We start from the raw sequence: 24924 nt of genomic DNA, 5'->3' as shown, positions 1-24924 counted from the left end.
AAGGAACGGAGATTGTTGACTGTTTACTGGGGAACACGGCGCTTTCATAAGCGCGTCGGGCACCCGGCCCGTTAAAACCAACCTATATGGCTTGATCTGTTATTCCAACTGTTTTTTTCATTGCCAATCGCTTTTTTTACATCACAGCGACGCAAAACTCAGATTACGCACCGCCCGACGGAACAACGGGTTTTCTTTGCTGCCACGCAGCGAACAATTCCGCCAAGGTCTTCACGATATTCCACACCAACAAATCCGGCCTCGACCAGCAGCTGGCCGACGTCCTTTTCCTGCCCGCGTCCAATTTCGAAGATCACAAACCCGCCGGGCCTGGCCAGATCAAATGCCACCTGTGACAACACCCGATAGGCCGCCAATCCGTCACCTTCGTCCGTCAGTGCGCGACGTGGATCAAACTTCCGAACTTCGGGTGACAGCGTTTCCATTTCCGCCTGTGTGATATAGGGCGGATTGGACATCACAAGATCAAATCCCTCGGCGCGCTCGCAGTCATCAAGGGCACTATCCCAATCCGAGACCCGAAATACGACCTGGCTGTCCAGATCAAGGGCTTTGGCATTTTCCTGCGCACAGGCAACCGCCCCTTCGCTGATATCAAGCCCGATCCCGGTTGCCCCGGGAAGATCACCAACAGCGGACAACAACAAACATCCTGTCCCGGTCCCGAAATCAACGATCCGTGGCGCGTCGTTATCTTCAAGGAAATCAATTGCCCATTCGACAAGCGTTTCGCTATCGGGTCGCGGTTCAAGTGTATCAGGCGCGAGTTTAAAGGTATGCCGCCAGAAATCACGTTCACCCAAAATCCGCCCGACCGGTTCATGACCGATGCGACGCGCAATCATATCGCGAAAAATCGCGGCTTTTGAGTCCGATACTTCGTCTTCGGGCCATGCCGAAATGCGACCACCATCAACACCGGCGGCACGTGCAAGTAAAATGCGCGCATCCATCCGGGCATTCTCGATCCCCGCAGCATCAAGAGCTGTAACGCCCTCAGCCATCAGACCACCAAGTGTTGATGCAGTTTGCACTGACATGCTTACCCTTCGATCTCGGCCAGTTTCTGGGCCTGTTCTTCGGCAATCAGGGCATCAATCATTTCATCCACCGACGGACCACCCGCAATGAAGTCATCAAGACGATAAAGTGTGAGGTTAATACGATGATCCGAAACACGACCCTGCGGGAAGTTATAGGTGCGGATACGTTCCGAACGATCCCCCGAACCGACCTGTGATTTACGGTCAGCCGCACGCGCGCTGTCCTTGCTTTCACGTTCCTGATCATACAGGCGCGAAAGCAGCATCTTCATCGCTTTTTCCTTGTTCTTGTGCTGCGATTTTGCTTCCTGGCTGGCCGCGACAACACCAGTCGGAATATGGGTGATGCGCACTGCACTATCGGTGGTGTTAACGTGCTGACCACCAGCCCCCTGGGATCGATAGGTATCAATACGCAGATCTTTTGGATCGATGCGGATATCGACTTCCTCGGCCTCGGGCAGAACAGCAACGGTGGCGGCAGATGTGTGGATACGCCCGCCGCCCTCGGTCACCGGAACACGCTGAACGCGATGCACGCCACTTTCGAACTTCAAACGCGCAAAGACGTCGGTGCCCGATACGTTGACGATGACTTCCTTAAACCCGCCAAGATCATTTTCGCTGGCATCCATCTGTTCGAACTTCCAGCCGCGGTTTTCGGCATAACGCTGATACATGCGGTAAAGATCGGCGGCAAACAGGGCTGCTTCCTCGCCGCCCGTCCCCGCACGAATTTCAAGAATGGCGTTTTTGGTGTCTGCGCTGTCTTTCGGGATCAGCATCAGCTTCATCTGACGTTCGGCATCAGGAAGCTTTTCGAGAATTTCATATTTCTCGACTTCGGCCATTTCGCGCATCTCGCGATCACCGGACGTATCGGCCAGAATTTCCTCGGCCTCTTCAAGATTGCTTAAAAGACGCTTATAGGCGTCAATCGCCTCAACCACCGGCGCCAGTTCCGCATGTTCACGCGACATTTTGGCAAAGCCGTCGCCATCCAGTTCGCCACTGGAAAGAAGCGCATTGAGTTCGTCGAACCGGCGTACAACGCCTTCAAGTTTACCAAGGTCCAAACTCACTCTTTATTCTCCTGTTCGGGATCGCCCGGGTCGGTATGACCGGCAAGCGGTTTATCATCAAGTTCAAACAGACGCGCCAACAGTTTCTGGGCTTTCACCCATTCCACGGTGCCTGCACCGTCTGTTGTCGTCGCCAAATCTTTCAGGGCCTGGGTCGGTGTATGCAAAAGACGATTGATCAGCAATCGGGTCGCCTTTTCTGCATCACCATGACTTTCGCGCAGCGCATCTTCGCGCACGGCTTCGAACCGCCTGCGCAAATCGGCAATCGCTGGCACTGCTGCACGCTGGGCCCGGTCGCGGACAAAACCGTCAAGTTCGGCTTCAATCAGCGTCCAGGCTTCATCAGCCTTTTCCTCGCGTCCGCCACGGCCCTCGGCCGCGATCTTTTCCAGATCCTCGATCCGGTAAAAGAACACTTCATCAATTTCATCAACCTGCGGATCGATATCACCGGGAACGGCGGTATCGATCATCAGCACCGGACGGAACCGGCGGCGTTTGACCGCCGCATGCGCGCGTTCCTTGTCGATCATGTAGCGCCGCGACCCGCCAGCGGTCAGAACCAGATCAGCCTCGGCCAGAAGCCGGTCAAGATCATCCATTTCCGACCAGTGGCAATCAAGCCTGCGCGCCACCAAACGTGCCCTTGCGGTCAGGCGGTCTGTCACAAGAATGCGACCAATACCGCGCTCGGCAAGCGATGCGGCGATCAGTTCACCCATATCCCCGGCCCCGGCGAGCAACAGCGTGCAATCCCTAAGGTCACCATGCAGATCCCTGGCAACAGATTGCGCTGCGGCGGCGATGGATACCGCTCCCTGCCCGATACCGGTCTGGCTTCTGACCTTTTTGGCAATCGCATAGGCGGTCTGATAGACCAGCTCCAGCTCACGCCCGACAAGATCATGCTTGCGCGCAATGCGATGCGCATCCTTGACCTGCCCGAAGACTTCGGGCTCACCAATCACCAGACTGTCAAGCGACGCCGCCACAGCAAACATGTGGCGAAGCGCATCACGACCGGACCGGATATAAAGTTCGCTTGCCAGCTGGTCGCGGTCGATATCGCCCCAAAGCGACATCAGATCAATCAGACGTTCACGACCCCGTTCGGCCTCGGACGCCAGAAGATGAACCTCGGTACGGTTGCAGGTTGAAACGACAACGGCCTGCCCCAGTCGGGCTTGCTCGATTGCGGCAAGAAACTGTGGCAGGCGGGCTTCGTCGATGAACAGACGGTCTCTGGTATCCTCGCTTGAGCGCCGATGATTGGTGCCGATCACCATCAGGCGATCAAGCGGCCAATCTCCGGCATCCTCATGCGTTGGTCCGTCTGTCACACCGCTCTCACTTTTTGCCGATCACATCCGCAAGCTGATCAAGCGCAACTTCCTGCTGCTCGCCGCTATCAAGATCACGCAACTGGGCGACACCCTTGGCCAGTTCATCATCACCAAGGATGACAGCACGGCTGGCATTTGCCTTGTCGGCGCGCTTCATGCGTTTCTTCATATTTCCGGAATAGCCAAGCTCGACCGCAATACCTGCTTCACGCAGGGTCTGGGCCAGCGTGCGACATTTTGCCTCGGCGGCATCCCCCATCGGGATCAGGGCAACCGGGCGTGCGCCCGCCGGTGCTTCACCGACCATAAGGGCGAGACGTTCAACACCCGCGGCCCAGCCAACACCGGCAGTCTGCGGACCGCCCATGGTCGAAATCAGACCATCATAACGGCCACCGGCCATCACCGTGCCCTGTGCGCCAAGGGTGTTGGTGGTGAATTCAAAGCAGGTGTGGCAATAGTAATCCAGACCACGCACCAGACGCGGGTTCAGCTCATAGCCGATCCCGATATCACCCAGACCACCGGTCAGGCCCTTGAAGAATTCCTTGCTGTGCTCATTCAGATACTCCGAGAACAACGGCGCATTTGCCACCAGTTCACGGTCGCCTTCATCCTTGGAATCAAGAATACGCAGCGGGTTCTTTTCAAGACGCGCCCGGCTGTCTTCGGACAGCTTGTCAAAATGGCCCTTGAAATATTCGACCAGCACATCGCGATAGACCGCACGGCTTTCGGGATCACCAAGGGTATTGAGTTCAAGCGTGATATCGTCCCAAAGACCAAGGCGTTTAAGGATATGCGCACCATAGCCAATCATCTCGATATCGCCGGCAACCTGTTCAACGCCAAGAAGCTCGGCACCGATCTGGTGGAACTGGCGCTGACGGCCTTTCTGCGGACGTTCATAGCGAAACATCGGGCCATAATAGCTGACCTTGACCGGCGACATCTGCTGCATGCCGTTTGAGATATAGGCACGCGCAATGCCTGCTGTTCCTTCGGGACGCAAGGTGATCTGTTCGCCGCCGCGATCTTCAAAGGTGTACATTTCCTTGGTCACAACGTCGGACGTATCACCAAGGGTACGGGCAAAGACCTCGGTAAATTCAAAGATCGGCGTGGTCATGCGATGGTAGCCATACAACTCGCCGATTTCGCGTGCAGTATTCGCGATGTAATCTTGCAGACGGTTCTGTTCTGGCAGAAGGTCGTGCGTACCACGGACGGGTTGAAGCGATGCCACTTTGGGTCTCCGATCTAACTTGAATTCCAGATATTTGCGCTAAAAATCCAGCATGCGCAAATTCATGTGAACATGAAAATAGCTTTCCGCCGATGTAGCGGAAAGCCAAAATTGATCAATACAGCGTTGCTATTCCGCTGCAGTCTGTTTTGCAGCTTCTTCGGCTTCGATCTTGGCAGCACGTTCCTCGACCAGTTCGACGATGTGGTCGACCATCTTTTCGGTGCTGATATTATGATCGGGACGGCCTGAGATATACATCTTGTGATTTCCACCACCACCGCCGGTCAGACCGATATCGGTCTCGCGGGCTTCGCCCGGACCATTGACGATACAGCCAATGATAGATAGCGAAATCGGGGTCGAGATATGGGCAAGACGCTTTTCAAGCTCGGCCACGGTATCAACCACGTTAAAGCCCTGTCGTGCACATGACGGACAGGAAATAATCTGAACGCCACGGGTCCGCAGACCAAGCGATTTCAGGATATCAAACCCGACATGGATTTCCTCAACCGGATCAGCCGAAAGCGATACACGCAGCGTGTCGCCAATCCCCGCCCAAAGAAGGTTCCCCATGCCGATGGATGATTTGACCGTACCACCACGCAGACCACCGGCCTCGGTAATGCCAAGATGCAGCGGATAGTCACATGCCTCGGCAAGGCCGTAATAGGCGGCAACCGCCAGGAACACATCCGATGCCTTGACAGAAATCTTGAATTCGCGGAAATCCTGATCTTCAAGAATTTTGGCGTGATTAAGCGCGCTTTCGACCATGGCTTCCGGGCATGGTTCGCCATAGCGTTCCAGAAGCTCCTTCTCAAGCGACCCGGCATTCACACCAATACGCATCGAACAGCCATGATCCTTGGCGGCCTTGACGACTTCGCGCACACGCTCGGTCGATCCGATATTACCCGGATTGATACGAAGACAGGCCGCACCGGCTTCTGCAGCCTCGATGGCACGTTTGTAATGGAAATGGATATCGGCAACGATCGGGACATGCACCTGTTTGATGATGTCTTTCAGGGCCGCCGTTGACTCCTGATCCGGGCAGGATACACGAACGATATCCGCACCGGCTTCTTCCAGACGAAGGATCTGCGCAACTGTCGCGTTCACATCGGTGGTCAGGGTATTGGTCATCGACTGCACAGAGATCGGTGCATCTCCACCAACTTCCACATTACCAACACGGATTTTGCGGCTTTGGCGGCGTTCAATATCGCGATATGGGCGGACGCTCATTTCCGGTTCCAAAATGTTCAAGATGTCTTGGGGGTGTATATAGCTTATCAGACACAGATTAGAAACCGTTGCCTGACAGATTTTCAGCCAGATTTCGCATATCTGACACGAAAAAGGCGACCCTTGGGGCCGCCTTTTGCATTTATTCGGTTCCGAGTGCAGTCTTGCTGGCGAAAAACCTACTGAACGGTTGTCTGTCCAATGGCCGACAGATCGTCAACATCAAGCGAGAAATCAGAGATCACTGCGCCATAATTGCCGACCGGTTTGGCCTCGGCACCGTCGATGCTGTATGTCAGCGCACCGGCATTCCCGACTTCAAGTTTCAAACCGTCACGATTCGGCACCTTGTAGGTGTCTCCAGCTGTCAGCATCCGGGTCAGAAGAACATTTCCATCTGCTTCGCGGATGCGAACCCAGCTGGTTTCAACCGCTGAAATCGTCACCCGGCTATCAACATTGACGGCACCAAACACACGGGCACCACCGGCATCATCAACGTCCGGCGCGGCCGGAACCGATGCAACTTCGGCACTTGGTGCCGCAGGTGCCGGTGCTGGCGTTGCAGCAGGTGCTGTCTGGGTTGCAACCGGTGCAGGTGTTGCTTCCGGTGCCTCGGCGGTTTCCGTCACAACCGGCTCGGCTGCGGCGGGTTCCTCGGCAACGACCGGTGCAGGTGCCTCGTTCGTTTCGGCAAGTTCAGCAGCAGGAGCAGCTTGCGGTTCGACAACCGGTTCCTGAGCAACGGTTTCTTCGGTCGCGGCCAACGGCGCATCAGATGCCCCCGTCACCGCAGTCTCCGAAGCAGCCGGTGAAGTTACAGGAACCTCGGCCTCGGCAGCCCTTGCTTCTGCCGCATTTTCAAGATTACGCGGTTCGGACTGTTCATTTGCCATTGTCGAATAGCTTGCCAGACGTTCTGGCAGCGGATCGACAAGATCGGCAATGGTTTTGCCCTGGCTCGACAGATAGTACCATCCACCATAGGCACCAAGGCCCAGCATCACCGCAATCAGCAGCACGGCCCCACCGGGCACACGGCTTTCCTGAACCGGTTTCGGGAAGGACAATTCGCTGCGGACCGCGGGCGCATTGCTTTCTTCACGGAAACGACGGATCATTTCGGCCCCGTCAAGGCCAAGATGCTCGGCATATGCCTTTACGAAGCCAAGACCATAGGGACCATTTGGCAAAACCGAATAGTCACCATTCTCGATGGCTTCGATATAAATTTTACGAATACGCAGCATCTGGCAAACGTCTTCGACAGATTGCCCTAATCCTGTACGGGTCGCCCTAAGCAGGCTTCCGACGTCGGCGGATCCACCGCCGAACTGATTATTCTCTGCGTCCATCACGACATCATTTGATGGCATATCCCCTGAAAGAGGCCTGAAACGCAGGCGTTCACGGGATTCATCATCCAAATGATCTTCCTTTCGCTTTTTGATCGCCAACTCCGCACCCCCACGTTACGATCTAGCAATAAAAATAGCAGACTACCCCACCAAAAGCGATATTTTTTAAAGTTTTACACCATGATCTATTGCGAAAGCCTTAAGACGCGAACGCAACGATCTGGTGGAACTGCCCATTATCGACAGAACATATTGTTCAACTTCAGCCTTGCACATACTTCTGACCATTTCCTTGATAGGACCGACAGAGGCAGGTGCCATCGACAATCGTTTGATTCCCAAACCGATAAGAGCCATCGCTTCGAGCGGGCGCCCGGCCATCTCACCACAAATGGTCAGGCGGACATTCCGCTGGTCACACAATGTCACCAATTGCCGCATAAAAGCAAATACACTTGGTGAAAGCGTATCATATCGCCCTTCAATCCGCGGATTGCCACGATCTGCGGCAAACATGAACTGCAACAGGTCGTTGGTCCCGACAGACAGGAAATCCACCCGGTCAAGCAACGCAGGCGCCTGCCAGATAAGAGCCGGGACTTCAAGCATCGCACCGACTTCGACCTTACGCGGCACAAAGCCGCGCGCAGCTTCACGCCTGAGCTGATGATCAAGAAGCTCTTTGGCCTGATCGAATTCGGCCACTTCGGCGATCATCGGGAACATGATATAAAGATCACGGTCATGCCCTGCACGGATCAATGCGCGCAACTGATGAACCAGCACTGCAGGACGATCAAGGGTAATACGGATCGACCGCCACCCCATTGCCGGATTTTCCTCTGTCATATCCTCCCAATACGGCAGCAATTTGTCACCGCCGACATCAAGGGTTCGAAATACGACAGGACGACCTTCGGCCTGTTCGAATATCCGGTCATAAAGGCGCGTCTGATCGGTGATGTCTGGCATGGCCGAGCGCACCATGAACGGGATTTCCGTCCGGTACAGCCCGATCCCGTCCGCACCGCTTTCCACAACATGGGGAACGTCGATCAAAAGACCCGCATTCACATTCAGCGAGATATCGGCTCCGTCTGTCGTGCGCGCGGGCATGTCACGCATCTGGGCATAAAGTGCCTTGCGTTCGGCACGCGCCCGTAATGCCCCGTCAATTACGGCACGCACATCTTCGGACGGGCGCACAAACAACTGGGCGTTATCGGCATCGACAATCAGCGGATCACCGCCTTCGACCTTGTCGAGAACGCCCTTGACCCCGCCCAGAACCGGAATATCAAGCGCACGCGCAACAATCGCCACATGCGAGGTATGCGACCCTTCTTCAAGGGCAAGACCACGCAGACGGGTATGGTCATAATCAAGAAGCTCTGCCGGACCGATATTGCGCGCAACCAGAATGATATCATCCGGAAGATCGCCAAATGCCGGGGACTGATATTGTCCCGAAAGGTGCTGCAACAAACGGTTGGCCAGATCTTCAAGATCATGCAAGCGCTCGCGCAAATACGGATCTGAAACCTGCGCCATGCGCGCCCGGGTATCGTCATGAACTTTTTGAACGGCCGCCTCGGCGGTCAGGCCGGTATGCACAGCTTCGGTAATACGGTTCAGCCAGCCAGTATCCTGGGCAATCATCCGGTAGGCTTCAAGGATGTCCCCCGGATCATCGGCCTCATCAATGCCGTCAATGCCCGATACGGCTTCAAGCATCTTGTCGAGATGGTTCTGAAGCCCGCGCATTGCTTCGCGCAGACGCGTCAGCTCCTCTTCGGGGTCTTCGGCAACCATGCGATCAATGACGATGCGTGGTTCGTGAAGAACGGCAATCCCCTTGCCAATCCCCGGTGCCAGACGCGCACCGCCAAGACGCAGTGGCAAAAGCGCAATCCCGTCGGTCGGTATCAGTTCCTCACGGCTGACCAGCTCACCACCGGCGACCATTTCGGCCAGCACCATGGCAACGTTTTCAAGCGCTTCCTGCTCGTCCTCGGAATAAAGGCGTTCTGTGCGGTTCTGAACGGCCAGAACGCCGATGATCCGACCACCGCGCAAGATCGGCACGCCGATCATGGAATGATAGATTTCCTCGCCCGTTTCCGGGCGATAGGCAAAGTTGGGATGGCCTTGCGCATCCTTAAGGTTCAGCGGGCGGGCATGGGCGGCAACAAAACCGACAATCCCCTCGCCGACGCGAAGACGCGTCATGTGGACGGCCTCTTTGGACAGACCACATGTCGCAAACAGCTCAAGCACCTCGCCCGCACGCATGACATAGACCGAGCAAACCTCTGCCACCATATCAGCAGCAATGATCGTCACGATCTGTCCCAGTCGTTCCTCAGCAGTCCCCGGACCAGCCATGACGTCGCGGACGCGCTTTAAAAGGCGTCGCGGACCTGAGACTGCGGCGGACGGAATGCTCATTTGGCTTAGCTGTCTCTCTTAATCAGGGATTGCACGGCCTGTTCGACCAACTCTTGCAGAATTTCTGTAACCGGTTGTTCTTTCTTTACCATACCAACCGACTGCCCTGCCATAACCGATCCGCTTTCGACGTCACCATCGATCACCGCACGGCGCAATGCACCGGCCCAGAAATGTTCGATTTCAAGCTGGGCAGCACCCTGATCAAGTTCACCGGAACGGAATTTTTCGATGACCTTGCGCTGGGTTTCACGGAACTCGTCAGTTCCCTTGTTGGCAAGGGCACGCACCGGAATAACCGGGAAACGATCGTCAAGCTGCACGGTGGTTACTGCATCGCGCGCACTTGCACGGATGAAGGCCTTTTTGAAATCAGGATGGGCAATGCATTCTTCGGCACAAACCAGACGGGTTCCGATCTGAACACCGGCGGCACCCTGCTCAAGAAGACCGGTGATGGCTTCGCCACGTCCGATACCACCGGCACAGAAAACCGGGATGTCGGAAATCTCGGGCAGGATTTCCTGCACCAGAACGGTCAGCGATACCGGGCCAATATGACCGCCTGCTTCGCTGCCTTCGATGACCAGCGCATCAGCACCCGAACGGATCAGCTTCTTGGCCAGAACCAGTGCCGGGGCAAAACAGACAACCTTGGCAAATTCCTTGGCCTGCTTGATTGATGCCGAAGACGGCAAACCACCTGCCAGAACCACGTGACCGACATTATGTTCGCGGCAGACTTCAATCAAATCATCAAGCTGCGGATGCATGGTGATCAGATTGACGCCAAACGGCTTCTTGGTCATTTCCTTGGTGGCGGCAATTTCAGCCGACAGCAAATCCGGGGTCATGGACCCGCAGGCAATCACACCAAAGCCGCCTGCATTCGAGACTGCCGAAACCAGGTGACGTTCAGACACCCACGACATTGCACCAGCCATGATGGCATAGTCGGTCCCAAGGAATTCCTTGCCCGCTGCCCACAGCTTTTCAAGGCGCGCGTGTGCTGCGTCAAATTTCGGATCGCTCATATTGTCAGTACCCCAAAGCAGAAATGCAGGGAACGCGAGGTTCCCTGCCATTTCATTACAAAGGCCGAAACACATCGTTCCAGCTAGTATGTAGTATTACACGTAATTTAACAGTGGCTTAATCGCGCAAAAGCGATCGTTCTGTCGAAATTATTCGTCATCAAGACCGTAGGCAGTGTGCAGGGCACGGACTGCAAGTTCGGTATATTCCTCGGCGATCAGCACGCTGACCTTGATTTCCGAGGTCGAGATGACCTGAATGTTGATGCCCTTTTCAGCAAGGGTTTCAAACATTTTGCGCGCAACGCCAACATGGGATCGCATACCGACACCGATGATCGACACTTTGGTCACATCAGAGGTGCTCAGGAGTTCCTGATAGGCGATCTTGTCTTTGTTTTTTTCGATAACCTGAAGCGCACGCTGGAATTCACCCCGCGGAACGGTAAAGGTCATGTCCGTGCTTTTGCCGTCTTCGGAGACGTTCTGCACGATCATATCGACGTTGATATTCGCATCAGCCAGCGGGCTGAAGATAGAAGCGGCAATACCCGGTTTATCAGCGACTTTAACCAAGGTGATCTTGGCTTCGTCACGGCTATAGGCAATTCCGCTGACGACTTCCTGTTCCACGATTTCGTCCTCGTCTACAACAAGTGTTCCTTCTGCTTCACTAAAGGTCGAACGGACCTGTACCCGGACGCGATGGTTCATGGCCATCTCAACCGAACGGGTCTGCAGGACCTTCGCACCCAGCGAAGCCAGTTCCAGCATTTCTTCGTAGGTAATCTTTTCGATCTTCTTGGCCTTGGGCACAATGCGCGGATCGGTGGTGTAGACACCCTCGACATCGGTATAGATGTCGCAACGATCAGCATTCAGTGCAGCCGCAAGCGCCACAGCAGATGTATCAGAACCACCACGACCAAGTGTCGTGATCCGGTTATCCGGGGCAATCCCCTGGAAACCCGCCACGCAAACGACTTCGCCGCCATTCATGCGCTTGTCGAGTTCGGTGGTGTCGATTTCCTTGATACGGGCCTTGGCATGTGCGCCATCGGTCTTGATCGGGATCTGCCATCCGAGCCAGGAACGTGCAGGCACATCCATGCTCTGCAGTGCCATGGCCAGAAGACCGACAGTCACCTGCTCACCCGACGATACGATGACGTCATATTCACGTGCATCATACATCGGCGAGACTTCCTGCGCCCAGCCGACCAGCTCGTTGGTCTTGCCTGACATGGCGGAAACGACAACAGCTACCTGATTTCCAGCGTCCACCTCGGCCTTGACCCGACGTGCTACGTTTTTGATTTTATCAACATCAGCGACCGAAGTGCCGCCAAATTTCATGACAATACGGGCCATGAAGTATCCCCGCTATGCTCTCCGTCCATCGGCGATCCGAGAATGACGGTATGTGATCCGGTCCCATATCAGGGGTGCAATGCCATTAACTCGGCGCTTCTCCTGATCCGGGCGGCGTTATCAATACTTCCATAATCATCGCGAAACAAGCATCAACGCAGCCGATAAATTGCGTCGATGCAATTTTTATAAGGCAAATATGTCCGGAAAGGCTCGGAGACCGCAAATTCAGAGAAATATCGTGCGAATTTTACCCAGAAACCCTGACAAACCATTCCACCCTTGCAAGGCACCTGACACCGGACACATCGCGGCTGCTGCTTATGGAAGATCGCGCTTTTGACAGCTGAGTATTGCCTTGCCGTTCCGGCCCGCGTAAACAGGGCACAGCATAACAGATTTGATTTCATGCCTTTGGAGCCACGTCATGTCGGAAGCATCCGCCAAAACCAGCCGTACCGCCAATGCAGAGGAAATTGCACGTTTTTCCGCAATGGCCGAAAAATGGTGGGATCCGAATGGCGTGATGAAGCCCCTGCACCGCTTCAATCCGGTCCGCTTGCAGCTTCTGCGAGATAATATCTGCGCCCATCTCGGTCGTGATCCCAACCAGATCGAACCGCTTAAGGATATCGAGATCATCGATATTGGCTGTGGTGCCGGTTTGCTTTCCGAACCATTGGCGCGGATGGGGGCAAAAATGACCTCGATTGATGCAGCCGAAAACAACATCGAAGTCGCCAAGGTCCATGCTGCACAATCAGGCCTTGAGATCGATTACCGTTGCTGCACGCCCGAAATGCTGGCCGATGAAGGCAAACAGTTTGATATCGTGCTGAATATGGAAGTCATCGAACATGTCGATGATCCGCAATTCTTCATGCAGGCCTGTGCATCGGTGCTGAAACCCGGCGGATTGATGTTTGTCGCGACCCTGAACCGCACCATCAAGTCACTGGCACTGGCCAAGATCGGTGCGGAATATATTCTTCGCTGGCTTCCGGCTGGTACGCATGACTGGCGTAAATTCGTCAAACCGTCTGAAATGTCGGCCTATTTGCGCGGGGCCGGGCTTGAGTTGACCGATATCACCGGGGTTGCCTATAACCCGATCAATGACAAATGGTATCCCGCGCCGCGTGATCTTGATGTCAATTACATGGTGATTGCGCGCAAGCCCGATGCGGCTTAACGCGCGACCACACGGTTACGACCGTTTTCCTTGGCTTCATACATTGCCCGGTCAGCTTCATTCAAAAGAGTATCGATCCTGATCGGCTGATCGGGTTGGCGATATAGAAGTCCGATACTGACCGTCGTATGGATCGGCACATCGTTCGCGGCCACGATGCTTGCCTGTTCGACCGCCTTGCGAATGCGTTGCGCCAATCCCTGGGCATCGACTTTGGCGATATCAGGAACAAGAATTGCGAATTCCTCGCCGCCAAGACGAGCAAACAGATCGGTTCCCCGCAAGTTGCGCTGAATGACACGGGCCACTTCGATCAGGATTCTGTCACCGGTCGCATGTCCATGGCTGTCATTGATTTCCTTGAAGAGATCAAGATCCATCACCATGACCGTCAGACGGCCCTTTTGCGCGGCAATCCGGTCAACCATTTCCTGCCCCAACGGCATGAAAGCCCCGCGGGTAAGAAGACCGGTAAGATAATCATGATTGGCCGCATGATCGAGCCGCTCGACAAGGGCTGACCTTGCACGATCAATTGACGCAACCGTCAAAGGGCCAAGGGCAAGCATGGCAATCCCCAGCCGGGTGGATATGACACCATAATAGGGGTCGGCCCCTTCTGGCAGATTAGCAAGCAGATCAAGCTCCAACACAATCATAAGCCAGAGCGAAAGCAACATAATCAGAACCGATACAACACTGAGCCGATAACTCAGCGCACACCACAAAAGTGCCGGGACCGGAAAAACGATTGCGCCCGGCCCGCCGACAAACGAGACCATAACCAGACTGAAGGCCAGTGAAAGCGCAGGCATCCCGCCCAGCAGCAATTTCCAGTCCTGTCTAATGCGCCCTGCAAGCCGCTGCCAACCATTCAGGAAATCTGGCAATCGCGACACTGCCATCGCAAAGGGAAGGATGATGACATAATTGGCGAACTCGGTGCTCGACCAGAACACGAATGCCATAACCGGATCGGAATGGAAGACAATCAGGGCGACGGCAATGCCCATCAATCCGGACCCGGTCGCGGCTGCCGCACTTGTCAGGCAAAGATAAAGAACCCCCGACGGCCTGCGCAAGTTCCGGTCTTCCGGATCGAGTTTGCTGATCAGCGCCAACCCGACGGCAACGCCGGACATATTGGCCACGGTCAACCAGGCAGCCTTGCTGACATCACTGCCGGTCAGGATATCGGCAAGCATAAACCCGCCGAATGCCGCCAGCCATCCGATCGGCGTATTCATGGATGGCACTCGCACAAATGCCGCCAGCAACAACGCATTGGCTGGCCACAGAACGGCAAGCAGCCCTTCGGGTCGCGTCAGGATACCAAAAAGTGAAGCACCAAAAACCAGTATCCCCGCACCGATTGCACCGACCAGATATGGCACGTAATCAACAATTGCAGTCCGTGACGTCACGTTTCTCCCCCGACTTTCGTCACAGCCTCAGCTCAACCGGGCACGGAACAAAGTCCTTAATGTCTCGGTGGTCATCATGAGACGGTGAAACCCGCACATGGCCAAAGCCAGTCGCACGGGACCTTTACCAAATCGCCCAACCACCACTTTTGTATAGTCTTTGCGTTTTAAAGTAATCACGGCCCGATGTTTTTCAACATGTCCAGCCGCAATAAGAGCCCATGGACCATGTTCTCCCTGCAAATTTTCCGCCGTCACCCCGTGCTGAACAGCTCGGCTCCGGCTCTTCAAAAAGTTCGTTAGGAGATATGTTCCGCAGACCCTATAGACCCACAGATTGTCGCGATCAATTTTTCTTGTGTGCGTCGTCCCAGGGCAAGGCATGAACATCAATGCCTTCCTCGACCAGTTCGGCGGTTTCCTTAAGGGATGCCTCGCCGTAGATACCGCGCTTTTTGGCTTCGCCATAATGGATCTTGCGGGCTTCTTCAGCAAATTTGCTGCCGACATGCTCGCAATTGGTTTCGACCTGTTTACGGATTTCGGCGATGGCAGCCTTGGCGGCTTCGGCAACGGCTTTCTGATGCTGCTTCTCGGCGGCCTGTTCTTTCTGGCGTGAGGTCCGCAAACGCGGCGCCATCAGGGCCTTGCCCACATTTGACGTGCCGCATACCGGACAGGACAGGTCGCCATCGGCGGCCTGCGCGTCATAGGTCGCGCCGTCTTTGAACCAACCTTCAAATTCGTGATCATGTTCGCATTTAAGCTGGAAAAGAATCATGATGGTACTTGTGGAAACCGAATATGTCGCAGAACATTAAGTTATCTGTAATATGGCCCGGACGGAGGCATTCCGCCAGTCACATGCGAAACCTTCAATAAACAAGATTTACAAAAATGTCATCCCAATTGCCGTCCAACTGGATCACACAGCACTGCCCCGCCCCGTCTGCCGGGCAAAACCATGCGCTTGATCTGGCTTGTGGTGCCGGACGTCACAGTTTCTGGCTTGCGCAGCAGGGATGGGATGTCACCGCCCTTGATCGCGATCTTTCACGTGTCGATCACTTGGCCCATCAACTGGCCGATCAATCCATTAACTGGCAGCAGGCCGATCTGGAAACCGGACATTGGCCGATGGGAAATCAGCAATTCGATCTGATTGTTGTCGTCAATTATCTGCACAGGCCGCTATTTGATCATCTGCGCAATGCCACGCAATCTGGTGGCACAATAGTCTACGAGACTTTCATGACCGGGAATGAAAAGATCGGGCGCCCCCGTTCACCTGATTTTTTGTTAGAAAAAGACGAACTGAAGAACATCTTTGCCGACTGGGGCATCGTTGCATTCCAACAAGGCCCCGTCAGACATGGCGATTCTGGGATTACAGCCATCAAACAGGCAATCGTCGCCCAAAGACCCCTGACATCCTGATATGCATACGACATCACCACCTGAGATACGGCTTGGTGCCCGCGCTTGCTTCCGCAGATTTCCTTGTGGTTTCCGATCCACCCGTCTCGCCGTTATAACATAACAAAAACATCACAATTACATTTCGAATCTTCTGGCATTTTCTCCGCGCTGTATCAGGCACTGCACAGAGAGAGAAAAGCCATGAGCGAACAATTCGAAATTATTGAAGATCGCGACGACATTCCTTCCAATCCAACCCGTAACCCGCGCATCTCGGACCTGATCGACGCACGCTTCTCGCGGCGTGGTTTCTTCAAGGGCCTGATGGCAACTTCGGCCGTGGTCGGCGCAGGCATTGCGACCCGCGGTGTTGCCAAAGCGCAGTCAGCATCCACGCTGACCTTCAAATCGATCCCGCAGAAAATTACCGAAACCCATGCGGTCGCAGAAGGCTACGACGCCGACGTGCTGATCCGCTGGGGTGACAAGGTTGTCGCCGATGCACCGGAATTCGTTCCCGGTCAGGTCGACGCAACCGCACAGAACAAGCAGTTTGGCTATAACTGTGACTATGTCGGCTATATGCCGCTTCCGGTTGGCTCAAACAGCTCGGATCATGGCCTGCTGTGCATCAGCCATGAATACACCAACGCCGAATTGATGTGGCCAGGCCTGAAAGACTCGATGGGCGCATCACAGGAACAGGCACTTCATGAAATTGCTGCTCATGGTCACTCGATTGTCGAGATCAAAAAGACCAATGGCAAATGGCAGGTCATTGACGGCTCGAAATATGCCCGCCGTATTTCCGCCCTTGATACCGAAATGCAAATCACCGGTCCGGCAGCAGGCCATGACCGCCTTAAAACCAGCTCGGACAATACCGGTACCCGCGTTATTGGCACCCTGAATAACTGTGCTGGTGGCAAGACCCCATGGGGCACCATTCTGATTTCCGAAGAAAACTTCAATGGCTACTTTGGCGGCGACATTGCCAAGACAAGCGAAGAACGCAATTACAAACGTCTCGGCATCAGCCCCGAGAGCTGGTACTCATGGGTTAAATATTTCGACCGTTTCAATGTCGAAAAAGAACCCAATGAACCGAACAAGTTTGGCTGGATGGTCGAGATTGACCCGTATGACCCGACTTCCATGCCCAAGAAACGTACTGCACTGGGCCGTTTCAAGCATGAAGGGGCAACGGTTGTTCTGAACAAGGACAACTCGATTGTTGCTTATTCCGGCGACGATCAGCGTTTTGACTATCTCTATAAATTCGTTGCTGCAAACAAGTACAACCCGAACGACCGCGCTGCCAACATGGACCTTCTGAATGAAGGCACCCTGTATGTAGCAAAGTTCAACGATGATGGCTCACTTGACTGGATGCCTTTGATCTTTGGCGAAGGTCCGCTGACCGCAGAAAACGACTTCAACAGTCAGGCAGACGTCCTGATCGAAACCCGTCGCGCGGCTGACCTTCTGGGTGCAACCCAGATGGACCGCCCGGAAGATGTTGAACCGAACCCGGTCAACGGCAAGGTCTATGTCATGCTGACCAACAATTCCAAGCGCAAGGAAGGCAATGCGCCGAACCCGCGCGCTGCCAACCCGCATGGTCACGTTCTTGAACTCACTCCTCCGGGTGGTCGTGGCAAGGATGCCGATCATACCGCCAACCGGTTCACCTGGGACATCATGCTCGCGGCCGGCAATCCGTCCAACCCGGACGACAAGGCTGTCTATCATCCGGCTGCTGAATCCTGGCTGTCCTGCCCGGACAACATGGCGATCGACCATCGTGGCCGCCTGTGGATTTCTTCTGACGGCGCACAGGGTTCGGACATTCCGGACGGTATGTGGGCAACCGATGTTGACGGTCCGGGCCGCGCCCTGACCAAGTTCTTCTTTGCCTGCCCGGTTGGTGCCGAAATGTGCGGTCCGGAATTCACCCCGGATGGAACCACCCTGTTCCTTGCAGTGCAGCATCCGGCGGATGGTTCGAGCTATGAAGCCCCGAGCACACGCTGGCCGGACTTTGCCGATGGCATTCCCCCGCGCCCGTCAGTTGTCGCGGTTACCAAACAGGATGGCGGCGAAATCGCAGGCTGATAACGCTCGCGCACACTGATCGCAACCGCATCATCTGTGTGCCAACCACATACCGAAACACCCCGGCCACAATATGTGCCGGGGTGTTTTGCTTTGCGCGAGCCCGCCTACTTGATCGGGGCCGTCATATCATATGTGCCATCATTGTCACCGATCTCCATCCAGCTGTCATTTGAAGCCGATTTGGGCTCAAGGTCCGACCATTCATCATTGGCGTCCATGATGTAGTCGGCAATATCGCTGTTCCATGTTTCGGCAACTTCGGGCGTGATGTTAAGATACAGCTCGCCATCCACGATCCGCCAAAGGTTCGGGTTGGCAGGAACCTTTGCCCCTTTTGCAACACCATAGGCGCAATGCCCGTCATATTTCGGGGCATATTTCACCGGGTCAGCCAAAAACATGTCGCGATTTCCGGTGGTTGCAAAGGCCCATTTGGCACCGTTGTAATCCGCCGTAATATCCGCACGCCCAGGCACAGCATGAGGCTGCATCATGCCATCATCTTTTTGGGTCAGGTTGAAATATGCCACCGCATCATAGCCGCTGATGGCAAAGCCGGTTTCATCGACATATTGCTCCCCCGCCACAGCGGCACTCGAAAGAGCAAGAAGGATAGCCGTCCCGGCCAGAAATTGTTTGAACATCTTTGCATCATCTCCGCTTGGGTTTCCGTGATGGCCAATCGTGCCCCGAACTGCCCGAAATTCGAAATGACGTTGCGACACTGTTTCGTGAAAACCTGTGAACTGCCCGAGAAGAAAAATCAGAAATCCATATATTTCAGTACAAATTATTGCTTGACCTGAACTTAACTTGAGGAATTACCAACAAGGAACAAGATCAATGTAACCCGCAAAAATGAAGGGGAAATGCCATGAGTGAAGCATATCTGGAACACGTGAACTTTACCGTTTCCGACCCGGCCAAAACCGCACAGCACCTGCATGACTGGTTCGGATGGGAAGTACGCTGGAAAGGACCATCAATCAATGATGGCGAAACCTATCATGTCGGCAACAGTTCAAGCTATGTCGCCCTCTATTCGCCGGGCAATGCCGACGGCAAGAGCGGCACAGCCGAGCCCAATGACAATTCCTATCACACCCGGGGTGGCATGAACCATATTGCTGTGGTGGTTGAAGACCTTGATGCGACCGAGGAAAAGATCAAGGCATCAGGTTTCAGCACCCATAACCACGCAGATTACGAACCCGGTCGCCGCTTCTATTTCCGCGACGGCGATGACATCGAATTTGAAGTGGTCAGTTACGCCTGACCACTTCAAACCGGCAATCTGCACTGTGCGTTATCAGCACGGTTTATAGGTCTGGCCGTTTTGCAGGGATGGCACCATGCGCCGGATTTCATCCACCCGATCCAGATCGATCTCGGCTGTAATAAAGCCGGGATCGGTCCCGCCATCTGCCAGAACCTCGCCCCAGGGATCAAGGATCAGGGAATGGCCGAATGTCTGACGCCCACCCGGATGATCCCCGCACTGGGCCGCGGCAATCACAAAGCAGCCATTTTCAATAGCCCGCGCTTTCAAAAGTGTATGCCAGTGCGCCTGCCCGGTCGTCCGGGTAAAGGCCGCCGGGATGCTAAGAATCCGTGCCCCCGCCTTGGCGTAATCACGAAACAGATGGGGAAACCGCACGTCATAACAGATCGAGACACCGACCTTGCCAAATTCGGTATCAGCCAGTTTTGCACTGTCGCCGGGGCGGAATGTTTTGCTTTCGCGGTAACTCTCACCATTGGCCAGATCGACGTCAAACATATGGATCTTGTCATAGGACGTGATCACCTTGCCATCCGGGCCAACGACAAAGCACCGGTTTGCCACCCGGTCTTCACCCGCGACTTTCACATGCAGCGATCCGACAATCAGGGTTGATTGCAGTTCTTCGGCCAGATCACAAAAGAATGTCAGGCCGGGATGCTCACTTTCCGGAAAGGCCGCTGCACGGACATTCTCGCCACCAAAGGACATCATTGATACGTTTTCGGGAAATGCGATCAACCGCGCACCCGCCGCATGGGCATCGCGCGCATAGGTCGCGGCACGCGCAAGGTTGTCTGACATGACGTCACGGGAATTGACCTGAACGCAGGCAGCTATGAAACGGGTCATGATGCATTCTCCTTTTTATCGTTATCGCAATCATGATGGCCCTGTCTGGGCCAAGCGACAATACGCAATTGGATGAGCGCCCCTGTGAACACGATCACGCCTGTCATTTTCCCCGGATTTCCAAGAGAAACCGCACAAACCTGTCATGGACATCAGCCAGGCGTACAATCCTGAAGACCGATAGCCCGAACTTGCATCTTCCCTTGGTTGAAATTAGTGTATACAGTATTCCGCATACTCAAGAAGGATCGAAGATGGAACCTCTTTCCGGTCGAAAAAGTCTGACTGACGAAGTGCATGACCGTCTGGTTGATGCCTTGTGTTCCGGTGCACTCCCTCCCGGGACACCCTTGCGTCAGGAAGCATTGGCTGAGGAACTCAATGTCTCGCGGCAACCAGTGTTGCAAGCTCTGGGGTTGCTGCGTCGTGACGGACTGGTCGAACCGATGGGACGACGCGGATATCGCGTTGCTGCCGTTGATGCCGATCTGGTCCGTCACGTTTATGACCTGCGAGAAGCCTTTGACGGGCTCGCCGCCCGTCTTGCGGCGCACTCCCTGGCCTCGGATCGGGAATCGGCTCTGCGGGCTGCGATAACACAGGGGAACCACGCCCTGGGCAGCGGCGACACCGCAGAACTTGTTGCAGCCGACGTCGCATTTCATCAAACGATCTATCGTCTTTCGGGCAACCCCCTTTTGCCCGAGGCATCCGCAGCTGTATGGTTGCAAATTCGGCGCGTGATGCATGCTGACCTGCAGACCGGATCATCCCGAGACCCGGTCTGGACGGAACACGGAGCCATCGCCGACGCGATCTGTGCCGGCGATGGTGACCGTGCCCAAATGCTGGCCATCACACACACGCGCAATGCCAAGCATCGCCTGATCTCGAAAATGAAGGATACCGATCACCAAACCAACTAACCGCCCGAACGGGCATCAGCCGCAACAGAACAAACAATAATGTGCGGCGCGGAGGAAACGTCATGAAACTGAGTGAGACGGAGCTCGCGAAATTTCGCGAAGATGGCTTTGTGTTTTTGCCGGAACTGTTTTCGCGCGAAGAAGCCGCCCTTTTGCTGACCGAAGCCAAGCAGATCTATGCCTCTGACCGTGAAGAGGTCTGGCGCGAAACATCCGGTGTCGCCCGCACGGCCTTTGCCGCACATACCTATAACGAAGCCCATCGCCGCCTTGGGGCCCATCCCCGCCTGATTGAACCGGTTGTTCAGTATCTTGAAGAACAGGTTTACATGCATCAGTACAAGATCAACGCCAAGGCAGCCTTTGATGGTGCTGTCTGGCAGTGGCATCAGGATTACGGAACATGGCAGCGCGACGATGAAATGCCCGAACCGCGTGCCTTTAATATCGCCCTGTTCCTTGAAGACGTGACACCGGCCAACGGTCCTCTCCTGTTCATTCCCAAAAGCCATAAGGCAGGCGTTCTCAAGGCCGGACACGATCTTGAAACCACATCCTATCCGCTTTGGACACTTGATCGCGAAACCGTCAGCAAACTCGCCGCTGAAGGTGGCTGCGAAGCCCCGATTGGTCCGGCAGGATCGGTTGTGATGTTCCATGGCAATCTGGTGCACGCGAGCCCACCCAATATCAGCCCGTTTGATCGCACGATTGTCTATCTCAGCCTGTGCGCGGTCTCGAACCATATCCGGGCCTTCAATCGCAAACCGTGGATTGCGCATCGCGATTTTACCCCGATCAGCCCGCTTGCTGATAACTGCCTTGAAGAGCTGGTCGCCAAGCGATCGGCTGCGTAACGTCCTGCCGGAGAAGTGAATTTAAATGAATCTCGATGCAAAACTGCGCAAGCGCGCCGATGAAGGCAATCCCGTGCGGGTTGGCATCATCGGTGCCGGTAAATTCGGATCGATGTTTTTAAGTCAGGCCGGACACCATCCGGGCTATCACGTTCTGGGCATCGCTGATCTCAGCATCGACCGGGCCAAGGCGGCATTACGCCGCGTTGGCTGGTCCGATGACCGGTTTTCGGCAACCGATCCGGCCAGTGCATATAAAAACCGCACCACCTGGATCACCGAGGATGCCGATGCCCTGATTGCCGCAGACGGACTTGAAGTCATCATTGATGCCACGGGAAGTCCATCGGCGGGTATTCGCTTTGCACTCAAGGCCATAGAATATGGCCGCCATATCGTCATGGTCAATGTCGAGGCCGATGTTCTTGCAGGGCCGCTTCTGGCCAAACGGGCCGAGGCTGCTGGCCTTGTCTATTCCATGGCCTATGGCGATCAACCGGCCCTGATTTCTGAAATGGTTGATTGGGCGCGGGCTATTGGCATGCCGGTTACATGCGCAGGCAAAGGCACCAAGTATCTGCCGATCTATCATCATGTGACGCCCGATGATGTCTGGCACCACTATGGCCTGACACCGGAACAGGCGCAGGCAGGCGGCATGAACCCGCAGATTTTCAACAGTTTCCTTGATGGCACCAAATCCGCCATTGAAATGGCGGCTGTGTCGAATGCCTGTGATCTTGTACCGCAGGAATGCGGGTTGCAGTTCCCGGCCTGCGGGGTGGATGATTTGCCAAGATTGCTCTGCCCGCGTGAAAGTGGCGGCATTCTTGATCGCAAGGGTACGGTCGAGGTGGTTTCAAGCCTTGAACGTGATACCCGTCCGGTATTTCGTGATCTGCGCTGGGGTGTTTATGTCACCTTCGAAGCACCAAGCGATTATGTCGCGCGCTGCTTTAACGAATATGGTCTTCTGACCGATCCAAGCGGACAATATTCCACCATGTACAAGCCCTATCACCTGATCGGGCTGGAACTTGGCATTTCGGTGGCGTCTGCGGCCCTGCGCCATGAGGCAACGGGCACGTCACGTGCATGGTCGGGTGATGCGGTTGCCACCGCCAAGCGCGACCTTAAAGCGGGCGAAATGCTTGATGGTGAAGGCGGCTATACGGTCTATGGCAAGCTTGCCCCGGCCAGCACATCGCGCGCGCGCAATGCCCTTCCGATTGGCCTTGCCCATCACCTGAAAATCAAACGTCCGGTCAACATGGATCAGACCCTGACATGGGATGATGTCGAATTTGACGCCAAGGACCCGGCGATTGCATTCCGCAAGGAAATGGAAGCAACCTTCGGCTAGACGACCAATTATCAGACCAAATAAAAACCCCGGCCAAGCTGGCCGGGGTTTTGTATGACAAATGTCTTTGACCCTGTCGGAATGCGATCAGGCAGACAGTTTTGCTTCGAGTTTGCTGGCAGCTTCAAGCGCCATCAGATCGTCGCAACCGCCGATATGTTCGTCATTGATGAAAATCTGCGGCACGGTATGACGGCCATTGGCACGGTCCATCATTTCCTTTTTGCGCTTCGGCTCCATCATCACGTCGATCAGCTGGTATTTCGCACCTTTTTCTTCCAGAAGCTTGCGGGCGCGCTTGCAATACGGGCACCATTCGGTGGCGTAAACTTCAACTTTTGCCATGTAGCAATCATCCTTCTTCAAGCAGCCGATCATGCCAAAGGACCCGCTTTACGGGGCTTTCAGCGTTTGATACGGCGCGGAAAACAGTTCAGATGAGCGCTATATAACAGATTTCTTGCACTGCGTCATCGTACGACGCGTGCAACTGTGATCACAGATACGTGCATGGCCCCTGACTGCTTTAAAACCCGGGCACAGGCATTGGCGGTTGCCCCGGTTGTCAGCACATCATCAATCAAAACCACCCGAGCCCCGTCGAGCCCGCATCTGCCAGCCCGATCTTTATCAATGGCAAAAGCCCCGCCGACTTCGCGTTTGCGCGAAGATGGCCCAAGCCCGCCCAGACTGCGTGTATTGCGCTTGCGCCCCAGGATCAGCCCATCCCACGGCACACCGGTCATGCGCGACAAACTGGCTGCGAGCAAACCCGACTGGTTATAGCGGCGATTTAACAATCGCCGCCGGTGAAGTGGCACTGGCACAATCACATCCGCCTGATCCCATATCCCGTGTCCGCATTGAAACAACCAGCGTGCAAGAAGCGGTGTCAGATCGGTACGATCCGCATGTTTGAACCGCAACAGGTAATCGCGGCTGTGATCATCATAGACCAGTGCTGCCCGCGCACGGTCAAAAACCGGTTTCTTTTGCAGGCAATTGCCACACAGGGCCTGCCCGTCCACCGCTTCGCCGCCGGGGATATTCGCGCTATCATCAAGTTCAAACGGATAACCGCAACAGGCACAATGCGGGGCAGATATGAAACGCAAGCCCGCCCAGCAATCAGCACAGACCGCATGGGTTGTGTCGGTAATAATACCGCATCCGCCACAGCGCGGCGGCAGGATGGCATCCATCCCGATCCGGCCAACTGTGCGCAGTAATGCCATAACCATACCCACGCCCCCGATCACATCAGCAACGGGGATACGATATCACAATC

General features: G+C 55.0%; 22 protein-coding genes. 7 read left to right on the top strand and 15 right to left on the bottom strand.

Annotated features, from left to right (window positions below; genetic code table 11):
• Positions 1 to 158 precede the first annotated feature (158 nt).
• From prmC to WA318_RS06920, 9 genes are all read right to left on the bottom strand, one after another.
• Positions 159 to 1061 (bottom strand): peptide chain release factor N(5)-glutamine methyltransferase, encoded by a 903-nt coding sequence (gene prmC, locus WA318_RS06960; RefSeq protein ID WP_336080402.1) that lies wholly within the window; start codon positions 1059 to 1061, stop codon positions 159 to 161.
• A 2-nt stretch (positions 1062 to 1063) separates the two neighbouring features.
• On the bottom strand, positions 1064 to 2146 hold the full coding sequence (gene prfA / locus WA318_RS06955) for a peptide chain release factor 1 (RefSeq protein ID WP_114099158.1): 1083 nt from the start codon (positions 2144 to 2146) through the stop codon (positions 1064 to 1066).
• On the bottom strand, positions 2143 to 3489 hold the full coding sequence (gene hemA / locus WA318_RS06950; RefSeq protein WP_336080401.1) for a glutamyl-tRNA reductase: 1347 nt from the start codon (positions 3487 to 3489) through the stop codon (positions 2143 to 2145). The genes prfA and hemA overlap by 4 nt, the downstream gene beginning before the upstream one ends.
• Positions 3490 to 3496: 7 nt before the next feature.
• Entirely contained in the window at positions 3497 to 4738 is a 1242-nt protein-coding gene (gene hisS, locus WA318_RS06945; RefSeq protein WP_336080400.1) for a histidine--tRNA ligase, read from the bottom strand.
• A 129-nt stretch (positions 4739 to 4867) separates the two neighbouring features.
• Positions 4868 to 5992 carry a flavodoxin-dependent (E)-4-hydroxy-3-methylbut-2-enyl-diphosphate synthase gene (gene ispG, locus WA318_RS06940; protein WP_114099155.1) on the bottom strand — a complete coding sequence of 375 codons (1125 nt, stop codon included), beginning with the start codon at positions 5990 to 5992 and terminating at the stop codon, positions 4868 to 4870.
• 179 nt (positions 5993 to 6171) lie between these two features.
• Positions 6172 to 7419: a helix-turn-helix domain-containing protein gene (locus WA318_RS06935; protein WP_336080399.1), complete on the bottom strand. Its 1248-nt coding sequence runs from the start codon at positions 7417 to 7419 to the stop codon at positions 6172 to 6174.
• Positions 7420 to 7515: 96 nt separating this feature from the next.
• The gene (gene ptsP, locus WA318_RS06930; RefSeq protein WP_114099154.1) at positions 7516 to 9798 is read right to left on the bottom strand and encodes a phosphoenolpyruvate--protein phosphotransferase; all 2283 of its coding nucleotides are present in this window, start codon (positions 9796 to 9798) and stop codon (positions 7516 to 7518) included.
• Between the two features lie 5 nt (positions 9799 to 9803).
• Positions 9804 to 10832, bottom strand: coding sequence for an NAD(P)H-dependent flavin oxidoreductase (locus WA318_RS06925; RefSeq protein ID WP_114099153.1), 1029 nt, complete (start codon positions 10830 to 10832; stop codon positions 9804 to 9806).
• A 150-nt stretch (positions 10833 to 10982) separates the two neighbouring features.
• Complete coding sequence (locus WA318_RS06920) at positions 10983 to 12203, bottom strand: aspartate kinase (RefSeq protein WP_068519662.1); 1221 nt, start codon at positions 12201 to 12203, stop codon at positions 10983 to 10985.
• 427 nt (positions 12204 to 12630) lie between these two features.
• Here WA318_RS06920 and ubiG point away from each other — a divergent pair, with 427 nt between their 5' ends.
• The gene (gene ubiG / locus WA318_RS06915; RefSeq protein ID WP_336080398.1) at positions 12631 to 13395 is read left to right on the top strand and encodes a bifunctional 2-polyprenyl-6-hydroxyphenol methylase/3-demethylubiquinol 3-O-methyltransferase UbiG; all 765 of its coding nucleotides are present in this window, start codon (positions 12631 to 12633) and stop codon (positions 13393 to 13395) included.
• Here the strand turns inward: ubiG and WA318_RS06910 are convergent.
• Positions 13392 to 14819, bottom strand: a complete 1428-nt coding sequence (locus WA318_RS06910; protein WP_336080397.1) for a GGDEF domain-containing protein — start codon at positions 14817 to 14819, stop codon at positions 13392 to 13394. The genes ubiG and WA318_RS06910 overlap by 4 nt on opposite strands.
• A gap of 346 nt (positions 14820 to 15165) precedes the next feature.
• Entirely contained in the window at positions 15166 to 15600 is a 435-nt protein-coding gene (locus WA318_RS06905) for a DUF1178 family protein (RefSeq protein WP_114099150.1), read from the bottom strand.
• Positions 15601 to 15716: 116 nt separating this feature from the next.
• Between WA318_RS06905 and WA318_RS06900 the strand changes: the two genes are divergently transcribed.
• The gene (locus WA318_RS06900) at positions 15717 to 16256 is read left to right on the top strand and encodes a class I SAM-dependent methyltransferase (protein WP_336080396.1); all 540 of its coding nucleotides are present in this window, start codon (positions 15717 to 15719) and stop codon (positions 16254 to 16256) included.
• Positions 16257 to 16439: 183 nt separating this feature from the next.
• Positions 16440 to 18353 (top strand): PhoX family protein, encoded by a 1914-nt coding sequence (locus WA318_RS06895; protein ID WP_336080395.1) that lies wholly within the window; start codon positions 16440 to 16442, stop codon positions 18351 to 18353.
• A 107-nt stretch (positions 18354 to 18460) separates the two neighbouring features.
• On the opposite strand, the gene WA318_RS06890 is transcribed toward WA318_RS06895, so the two are convergent.
• Entirely contained in the window at positions 18461 to 19000 is a 540-nt protein-coding gene (locus WA318_RS06890; protein ID WP_336080394.1) for a YHS domain-containing (seleno)protein, read from the bottom strand.
• A gap of 230 nt (positions 19001 to 19230) precedes the next feature.
• Here WA318_RS06890 and WA318_RS06885 point away from each other — a divergent pair, with 230 nt between their 5' ends.
• Entirely contained in the window at positions 19231 to 19632 is a 402-nt protein-coding gene (locus tag WA318_RS06885; protein WP_114099147.1) for a VOC family protein, read from the top strand.
• 33 nt (positions 19633 to 19665) lie between these two features.
• Here WA318_RS06885 and WA318_RS06880 read toward each other — a convergent pair whose 3' ends face one another.
• On the bottom strand, positions 19666 to 20490 hold the full coding sequence (locus tag WA318_RS06880) for a carbon-nitrogen hydrolase family protein (RefSeq protein WP_114099146.1): 825 nt from the start codon (positions 20488 to 20490) through the stop codon (positions 19666 to 19668).
• Positions 20491 to 20744: 254 nt separating this feature from the next.
• Here WA318_RS06880 and WA318_RS06875 point away from each other — a divergent pair, with 254 nt between their 5' ends.
• From WA318_RS06875 to WA318_RS06865, 3 genes are all read left to right on the top strand, one after another.
• A complete protein-coding gene (locus tag WA318_RS06875; protein WP_114099207.1) occupies positions 20745 to 21416 on the top strand; it encodes a GntR family transcriptional regulator in 672 nt (223 codons plus the stop codon).
• 62 nt (positions 21417 to 21478) lie between these two features.
• A complete protein-coding gene (locus WA318_RS06870; RefSeq protein WP_336080393.1) occupies positions 21479 to 22273 on the top strand; it encodes a phytanoyl-CoA dioxygenase family protein in 795 nt (264 codons plus the stop codon).
• Positions 22274 to 22298: 25 nt separating this feature from the next.
• A complete protein-coding gene (locus tag WA318_RS06865) occupies positions 22299 to 23636 on the top strand; it encodes an NAD(P)H-dependent oxidoreductase (RefSeq protein ID WP_336080392.1) in 1338 nt (445 codons plus the stop codon).
• Between the two features lie 87 nt (positions 23637 to 23723).
• Here the strand turns inward: WA318_RS06865 and grxC are convergent, their stop codons facing one another.
• Together grxC and WA318_RS06855 are read right to left on the bottom strand one after the other, a co-directional pair.
• A complete protein-coding gene (gene grxC / locus WA318_RS06860; protein WP_114099206.1) occupies positions 23724 to 23981 on the bottom strand; it encodes a glutaredoxin 3 in 258 nt (85 codons plus the stop codon).
• Positions 23982 to 24106: 125 nt separating this feature from the next.
• Positions 24107 to 24871 (bottom strand): ComF family protein, encoded by a 765-nt coding sequence (locus WA318_RS06855; RefSeq protein ID WP_336080391.1) that lies wholly within the window; start codon positions 24869 to 24871, stop codon positions 24107 to 24109.
• Positions 24872 to 24924: the final 53 nt, after the last annotated feature.

This window comes from Thalassospira sp. CH_XMU1448-2 (assembly GCF_037027285.1).
Taxonomy (GTDB): Bacteria; Pseudomonadota; Alphaproteobacteria; order Rhodospirillales; family Thalassospiraceae; genus Thalassospira; species Thalassospira profundimaris_C.
Note: the sequence above shows the minus strand (reverse complement) of the source record. Positions and strands in the feature narration are given on the sequence as shown.

Coding starts and splice junctions, on each gene's coding strand:
- prmC (WP_336080402.1), bottom strand. CDS start 1,061: ATGTCAGTGCAAACTGCATCAACACTTGGTGGTCTGATGGCTGAGGGC.
- ispG (WP_114099155.1), bottom strand. CDS start 5,992: ATGAGCGTCCGCCCATATCGCGATATTGAACGCCGCCAAAGCCGCAAA.
- ptsP (WP_114099154.1), bottom strand. CDS start 9,798: ATGAGCATTCCGTCCGCCGCAGTCTCAGGTCCGCGACGCCTTTTAAAG.
- WA318_RS06925 (WP_114099153.1), bottom strand. CDS start 10,832: ATGAGCGATCCGAAATTTGACGCAGCACACGCGCGCCTTGAAAAGCTG.
- WA318_RS06920 (WP_068519662.1), bottom strand. CDS start 12,203: ATGGCCCGTATTGTCATGAAATTTGGCGGCACTTCGGTCGCTGATGTT.
- ubiG (WP_336080398.1), top strand. CDS start 12,631: ATGTCGGAAGCATCCGCCAAAACCAGCCGTACCGCCAATGCAGAGGAA.
- WA318_RS06905 (WP_114099150.1), bottom strand. CDS start 15,600: ATGATTCTTTTCCAGCTTAAATGCGAACATGATCACGAATTTGAAGGT.
- WA318_RS06900 (WP_336080396.1), top strand. CDS start 15,717: ATGTCATCCCAATTGCCGTCCAACTGGATCACACAGCACTGCCCCGCC.
- WA318_RS06895 (WP_336080395.1), top strand. CDS start 16,440: ATGAGCGAACAATTCGAAATTATTGAAGATCGCGACGACATTCCTTCC.
- WA318_RS06890 (WP_336080394.1), bottom strand. CDS start 19,000: ATGTTCAAACAATTTCTGGCCGGGACGGCTATCCTTCTTGCTCTTTCG.
- WA318_RS06885 (WP_114099147.1), top strand. CDS start 19,231: ATGAGTGAAGCATATCTGGAACACGTGAACTTTACCGTTTCCGACCCG.
- WA318_RS06880 (WP_114099146.1), bottom strand. CDS start 20,490: ATGACCCGTTTCATAGCTGCCTGCGTTCAGGTCAATTCCCGTGACGTC.
- WA318_RS06875 (WP_114099207.1), top strand. CDS start 20,745: ATGGAACCTCTTTCCGGTCGAAAAAGTCTGACTGACGAAGTGCATGAC.
- WA318_RS06870 (WP_336080393.1), top strand. CDS start 21,479: ATGAAACTGAGTGAGACGGAGCTCGCGAAATTTCGCGAAGATGGCTTT.
- WA318_RS06865 (WP_336080392.1), top strand. CDS start 22,299: ATGAATCTCGATGCAAAACTGCGCAAGCGCGCCGATGAAGGCAATCCC.
- grxC (WP_114099206.1), bottom strand. CDS start 23,981: ATGGCAAAAGTTGAAGTTTACGCCACCGAATGGTGCCCGTATTGCAAG.
- WA318_RS06855 (WP_336080391.1), bottom strand. CDS start 24,871: ATGGCATTACTGCGCACAGTTGGCCGGATCGGGATGGATGCCATCCTG.